General features: G+C 67.3%; 7 protein-coding genes and 1 tRNA gene. All 8 read right to left on the bottom strand.

Translation table 11 applies throughout. The features are described from left to right. The coding region (locus tag AC1D12_RS20935; protein WP_477842606.1) for an NADH-quinone oxidoreductase subunit A at positions 1-351 on the bottom strand (351 nt) is incomplete at its 3' end. Positions 352-412: 61 nt separating this feature from the next. Then, positions 413-497: transfer RNA gene (locus tag AC1D12_RS20930), tRNA-Leu, on the bottom strand. Positions 498-651: 154 nt separating this feature from the next. After that, entirely contained in the window at positions 652-1,074 is a 423-nt protein-coding gene (secG, locus tag AC1D12_RS20925; RefSeq protein WP_047502930.1) for a preprotein translocase subunit SecG, read from the bottom strand. A 33-nt stretch (positions 1,075-1,107) separates the two neighbouring features. After that, complete coding sequence (gene tpiA, locus AC1D12_RS20920) at positions 1,108-1,848, bottom strand: triose-phosphate isomerase (RefSeq protein ID WP_465114359.1); 741 nt, start codon at positions 1,846-1,848, stop codon at positions 1,108-1,110. 35 nt (positions 1,849-1,883) lie between these two features. Then, complete coding sequence (locus AC1D12_RS20915) at positions 1,884-2,870, bottom strand: NAD(P)H-quinone oxidoreductase (protein ID WP_477842603.1); 987 nt, start codon at positions 2,868-2,870, stop codon at positions 1,884-1,886. 70 nt (positions 2,871-2,940) lie between these two features. After that, a complete protein-coding gene (pnp, locus tag AC1D12_RS20910) occupies positions 2,941-5,055 on the bottom strand; it encodes a polyribonucleotide nucleotidyltransferase (RefSeq protein ID WP_477842601.1) in 2,115 nt (704 codons plus the stop codon). A 208-nt stretch (positions 5,056-5,263) separates the two neighbouring features. Beyond that, a complete protein-coding gene (gene rpsO, locus AC1D12_RS20905; protein WP_047502936.1) occupies positions 5,264-5,533 on the bottom strand; it encodes a 30S ribosomal protein S15 in 270 nt (89 codons plus the stop codon). 141 nt (positions 5,534-5,674) lie between these two features. Beyond that, on the bottom strand, positions 5,675-6,522 hold an 848-nt coding region (locus AC1D12_RS20900; RefSeq protein ID WP_477842599.1), incomplete at its 5' end, for a pyridoxal phosphate-dependent aminotransferase.

Below are 6,522 nucleotides of genomic sequence, written 5' to 3'. Positions count from 1 at the left end.
GTCCAGGGCGCCCTTTTTCCATTCGTAGGCGAAGCCGACGACGAGGATGCCGAGGAAAACCATCATCGACCAGAACCCCGCAGGGCCGATTTCCTTGAGCGACACCGCCCACGGGAAGAGGAACGCGATTTCCAGGTCGAACAGGATGAAGAGGATCGCGACGAGGTAGTAGCGCACGTCGAACTTCATGCGCGCGTCCTCGAAGGCCTCGAAGCCGCATTCGTAGGGGGAATTCTTCGCGGCGTCCGGCTTGTGCGGACCCAGCAGGAAACCGAGCACCTGAGGCGCTACGCCTACCCCTACGCCGACCAKGATGAACAGGATGACGGGCAGGTAGGGAGCGAGGTTCATGGTGTGGTTTGAGCGGTCTTGAAACAAACGAGGCACTGGGTAAGTGCCTCGTTCAAAGATCTGGTGCCGTCGGCGAGACTCGAACTCGCACAGCTTTCGCCACTACCCCCTCAAGATAGCGTGTCTACCAATTTCACCACGACGGCTGCACTCAAAATCGCTGTTCGGTTGGCATGAGGACTGGCTTACCGAACAGCCGTAAATTCTAACCTCAAAGACCTCGGGTTTACGCGCTGTGCACCGCAGTGCAGCACGACAGTCGGATACCCGGGCAGGTCCTTGACCCCGATCACCCGCCGATCACTTGGTCGGGATCGCGCCCGCGCCCGACGCGGCCTGCACCGGCGCGGCCGGAACGATGACGGCCGAAGCGCCATCGGCCGGGATCGCGGCAGCGCCCGAAGCCCCACCGGCGGGCGCGCTTGCAGCGATGCCGGGCGCGCGATCCAGGATGGTCGAGCCCGACGCCGGCGCCGCGCTCGCGCGCTCGTGCGAGAAGTACGCGAGCGTCAGCGTGCAGACGAAGAAGACGGCAGCGCACACCGCCGTCGAACGCGACAGGAAGTTCGCGCTGCCGGTCGCACCGAACAGGCTGCCCGACGAGCCGCTGCCGAACGAGGCGCCCATGTCAGCCCCCTTGCCATGCTGCACCAGCACCAGGCCGATCATGACCAGGGCCGCCAGCATCTGGATGACGACGACGAAATTCAACAGCACTTGCATTGTTCTTGCTCCAGAAAAATCAGGGTCCGCGGGTCAGGCCGCGGCTTTGCATATGGCCGCGAAATCCGCGGCCTTCAGTGACGCCCCGCCGATCAGCCCGCCGTCGATGTCGACTTGGGCAAACAGGCTGGCGGCGTTGTCGGCTTTCACACTCCCGCCGTACAACAACAACATCTCATCGGATTTCTGCGTCGCCGCGTGCAACTGCGCGCGCAGCAGCGCATGCACCGCCTGCGCCTGCTCGGGCGACGCGGTCTTGCCGGTGCCGATCGCCCACACCGGCTCGTAGGCCACGACGACCTGCGAGATGCAGTGCGCGAGCGTGTGGATCACCGCCGACAGCTGGCGCTTGACCACCGCATCGGTCTGCCCGGCCTCGCGTTCGGCCAGCGTCTCGCCGACGCAGACGATCGGCGTCAGCTTGTGGGCCAGCGCCGCCTTCGCCTTGTCGGCCACCAACTGGTCGGATTCGGCATGCAGCGCACGCCGCTCCGAGTGCCCGACGATCACGTAGCGGCAGCCGAACTCGGCCAGCATCGATGCCGACACCTCGCCGGTGTAGGCACCGCTCTCGTTCCTTGAACAATCCTGCGCGCCCCAGGCCAGGCGTTGGCCTTGAAGCGACAGCGCGACCTCGCCCAGGTACGGGAACGGCGCGCACACCGCCACGTCGGCATCGAAGGGGCCGGCCGCCACCAGGGCGGCCAGCAGTTCGGCATTGGCCACGCGGCTGCCGTTCATCTTCCAGTTGCCGACGACGAGTTTGCGACGCATGCCCGAAGCTCCTTGTGCAGTGCTCAGTTGTGTACTCACCATGTGAGCACCAGCTTGCCGATGTGCTGGTTCGATTCCATCAGCGCGTGGGCCTCGGCCGCCTGCGCCGCCGGGAACACCTGGTGGATCACCGGCTTCACGCGGCCGGCGTCGAGCCACGGCCACACCTGCTGCTGCAGCGCCTTCGCGATCGCGGTCTTGAACGCGACGGAGCGCGGACGCAGCGTCGAGCCGGTGATGGTCAGCCGCCGGCGCAGCACGGCGCCAGCATCGATCTGCGCCGTCGTGCCGCCCTGCACCGCGATCAGCGCGATGCGGCCGTCGTCGGCCAGACACTGCAGCTCGCGTGCGATGTAGTCGCCGGCCACCATGTCGAGGATCACGTCGGCACCGCGGCCGTCGGTGACCCGCTTCACTTCGGCGACGAAGTCGTGCGTGCGGTAGTTGATCGCATGGTCGGCGCCGAGCGACACGCAGGCGGCGCACTTGTCGTCGCTGCCGGCGGTCGCGATCACGCGCGCACCGAAGGCCTTGGCCAGCTGGATCGCGGTGACGCCGATGCCGCTCGTGCCGCCCTGCACCAGCAGCGTCTCGCCCGGTTGCAGGCGGGCGCGCTCGAACACGTTGGACCAGACGGTGAAGAAGGTCTCGGGCAGGCTCGCGGCCTCGATGTCGCTGAAGCCTTGCGGCACCGGCAGGCACTGGCCCACCGGCGCAACGCACAACTCGGCATAGCCGCCACCGGCCACCAGCGCGCACACGCGGTCGCCGATGGAGATGCCGGCGGCAGCCAGCGCCGCTGCATCGCCACCGATCACCTCGCCCGCGACCTCCAGCCCCGGCAGGTCGGACGCGCCCGGCGGCACCGGGTACAGGCCCTTGCGTTGCAGCACGTCGGGACGGTTGACGCCCGATGCGCCGACGCGGATCAGCAGTTCGCCGGCAGCCGGCACGGGCGCCGCGCGCTCGATGGCGCGCAGCACGTCAGGCGCGCCGGGGGTGGTGATCGCGATGGCTTTCATCGGAAGCTCGGTGGGCAGGACGCCACCACACGGCCACCGCGTCGAGACGCAGCGGCCGCGCGGCCGGTCATCACTCCTGCGCAGGCGCCTGGTCGCGGTCGATCAGGGCCTTCATCGACAGCTTGACGCGGCCCTTCTCGTCGGTCTCGAGCACCTTGACCTTGACGATCTGGCCTTCCTTCAGGAAGTCGGTGACCTTCTCGACGCGCTGGTGCGCGATCTGGCTGATGTGCAGCAGGCCGTCCTTGCCSGGCAGCAGGTTGACCAGYGCACCGAASTCCAGSAKCTTGGTGAYCGGGCCYTCGTAGACCTTGCCCACCTCGACTTCGGCGGTGATCTCCTCGATGCGCTTCTTCGCGTAGGCGGCCTTGTCGGAGTCGGCCGACGCGATCGTGATGGTGCCGTCTTCGCCGATGTCGATCGTGGTGCCGGTCTCTTCGGTCAGCGCACGGATGGTCGCGCCGCCCTTGCCGATCACGTCACGGATCTTCTCCGGGTTGATCTTCATCGTGTACAGGCGCGGTGCGAACTGCGAGACCTCGGTCTTCGCTTCGCCCATCGCCTCGGTCATCTTGCCGAGGATGTGCAGGCGGGCTTCCTTGGCCTGCGCCAGCGCGACCTGCATGATCTCCTTCGTGATGCCCTGGATCTTGATGTCCATCTGCAGCGCGGTCACGCCGGCGGTCGTGCCGGCCACCTTGAAGTCCATGTCGCCCAGGTGATCTTCATCGCCGAGGATGTCGGTCAGCACGGCGAAGCGGTTGYCGTCCTTGATCAGGCCCATCGCGATGCCGGCGACGTGCGCCTTCAGCGGCACGCCGGCGTCCATCAGCGCGAGGCAGCCGCCGCACACCGAGGCCATCGACGACGAGCCGTTCGACTCGGTGATCTCCGAGACCACGCGCATCGAGTACGGGAACTCGACGCGGTCCGGCAGCACTGCGACCAGCGCGCGCTTGGCGAGGCGGCCGTGGCCGATCTCGCGGCGCTTCGGCGTGCCGACGCGGCCGGTTTCGCCGGTGGCGAACGGGGGCATGTTGTAGTGCAGCATGAAGTGCTCGCTGAACTCGCCGGCGAGCGCGTCGATCTTCTGCGAATCGCGGTCGGTGCCGAGCGTCGCGGCGACCAGCGCCTGCGTCTCGCCGCGGGTGAACAGCGCCGAGCCGTGCACGCGCGGCAGCACGCCGTTGCGGATCTCGATCGCGCGCACGGTGCGGGTGTCGCGGCCGTCGATGCGGGGTTCGCCCTGCAGGATCTGGCTGCGCACGATGCGCGCCTCGATGTCGAACAGCACGTTGTCGACCTTGACCTTGTCGAACTCGACACCTTCGGCGGTCAGCGCGGCCAGCACCGAAGCGGTGGCTTCGCGCGTGGCCTGCGTGCGGGCCTGCTTCGAGCGGATCTGGTAGGCAGCGCGCAGCTTCTCTTCGGCCAGGCCGGTGACCTTGCCGATGAAGGCCTCGTCCTTGGCGGGCGCGGCCCAGTCCCAGGCCGGCTTGCCGGCGTCACGCACCAGCTCGTTGATCGCGGCGATGGCGATCTTGCTCTGGTCGTGGCCGAACACCACGCCGCCGAGCATCACTTCTTCGCTCAGCTGCTGGGCTTCGGATTCGACCATCAGCACGGCGGCTTCGGTGCCCGCGACGACCAGGTCCATCTGCGAGTCGAGCAGCTGGGTCTTGCCCGGGTTCAGCACGTACTGGCCGTTGACGTAGCCGACGCGTGCGGCACCGATCGGGCCGTTGAACGGGATGCCCGAGATCGCGAGCGCGGCGCTCGAGCCGATCAGCGCGGCGATGTCGGCCGAGACTTCCGGGTTCAGCGACAGCACGTGGATGACGACCTGGACTTCGTTGTAGAAGCCTTCGGGGAACAGCGGGCGCAGCGGGCGGTCGATCAGGCGCGAGGTCAGCGTCTCGAGTTCGCTCGGGCGGCCTTCACGCTTGAAGAAGCTGCCGGGGATCTTGCCGGCGGCATAGGTCTTCTCGATGTAGTCGACCGTCAGCGGGAAGAAATCCTGGCCCGGCTTCGCGCTCTTCGCACCGACCACGGTGGCGAGGATCACGGTGTCTTCGATGTTGACCAGCACGGCACCGCTCGACTGGCGGGCGATCTCGCCGGTTTCCAGCGTGACCGTGTGCTGGCCCCATTGGAAGGTCTTGGTGACTTTGTTGAACATGCTCATGTCATTTCTCCGGTTTGTTGTCAGCGCCTCGTGAGGGCGGCGCCCTTGGACCCGGAACTGCGGCAACCTGGCGCGATGCCATTCCAGCGGCGCTCATCCGTTCGAACGCTGGTGGAATGACACATCGTCATCTGTGGGTGCTCAGCTCCAAAAGCGCAAAGAGCCTGTGCTGGAGGATCCAGACAGGCTCTCGGCTTTCATTCGCGGATTACTTGCGCAGACCCAGCTTCTGGATCAGCGCGGTGTAGCGGTCGGCATCGGTCTTGCGCAGGTAGGCCAGCAGGCTCTTGCGGGTGTTGACCATCTTCAGCAGGCCGCGGCGACCGTGGTGGTCTTTCAGGTGCAGCTTGAAGTGGGGGGTCAGCTCGTTGATGCGAGCGGTCAGCAGGGCCACTTGCACTTCGGGGGAGCCGGTGTCGTTGGCGCTGCGGGCATTGGCCTTGACGATCTCGGCCTTGTTCAGATCTGCGACGGACATGTCAGTTTCCTGATGTTCCTGCCCTCTGGCTTGTCAGCCTTTTCGTGGGCGGGAGGTTGCTACTTGCGGTCACGGGTGAAACTGACCCGCGCCGTGCGACTTGCTTCACACCTGATGGGATCAGGACGCAAAGCCTGTCGATTATAGCCCCAACGCGCGTTTCAGCCGCTCCACCCCGTCCACCAGCCGCGCCGGGTCGCGCGACGCGAAGCACCAGCGCAGCCAGCCTTCTGCCTCGTCGCCGAAGGCTGCGCCGGGCGCCAGGCCCAGCCCGACGCCGGTGACCAGCCGCTTGGCCAGCGCCAGCGAATCGTCCTCGCCGTCGACGCGGAAGAAGGCGTACATGCCGCCCGCCGGCATCGCGAGCGTGACCCCCGGCAGCGCCTGCAGGCGCGGCACCAGTGTGTCGCGGCAGGCCTTCAGCCGGCCGATCAGCCCCGGCACGAAGGCCTCGGCGCCCTGCAGCGMGGCGATGCCGGCCTGCTGCACGAACACCGGCGCGCACGAGGTGTTGAACTCGATCAGCTTGCCGATGTCGGCCGTCAGCGCCGCCGGCACGACCAGCGAACCGAGCCGCCAGCCGGTCATCAGGAAGCTCTTCGAGAAGCTGTGCGTCACCACCAGCCGGTCGTCCGCGTCGGCGATGTCGAGGAAGCTCGGCGCCGCATGGCTTGACCCAGAGACGGGATCCGGCTCGTAGTACAGCCGCTCGTAGACCTCGTCGGCGACGATCCAGGTGCCGGTGCGGCGGCAGTGGTCGAGCACGGCCTGCTGCTCGGCGCGGGTCATCGTCCAGCCGGTCGGGTTGTTCGGCGCGTTGACCAGCAGCAGCCGGGTGCGCGGGGTGATCGCGGCCAGCAGGCGCTCGAGGTCGAGCTGCCAGGCGCCGTCGTGCACCTGCAGCGACACGCGCTTCACGTCGGCCCCGAGGATCGCCGGCTGCGCGGTGATGTTCGGCCACACCGGCACCACGGCGACCACCTCGTCGC

This window comes from Rhizobacter sp. P1_G5 (assembly GCF_056405435.1).
The sequence above is the reverse complement of the archived record's forward strand: the minus strand, read 5'-3'. Positions and strand labels throughout refer to the sequence as shown.

Coding starts and splice junctions, on each gene's coding strand:
- secG (WP_047502930.1), bottom strand. CDS start 1,074: ATGCAAGTGCTGTTGAATTTCGTCGTCGTCATCCAGATGCTGGCGGCC.
- tpiA (WP_465114359.1), bottom strand. CDS start 1,848: ATGCGTCGCAAACTCGTCGTCGGCAACTGGAAGATGAACGGCAGCCGC.
- rpsO (WP_047502936.1), bottom strand. CDS start 5,533: ATGTCCGTCGCAGATCTGAACAAGGCCGAGATCGTCAAGGCCAATGCC.
- AC1D12_RS20915 (WP_477842603.1), bottom strand. CDS start 2,870: ATGAAAGCCATCGCGATCACCACCCCCGGCGCGCCTGACGTGCTGCGC.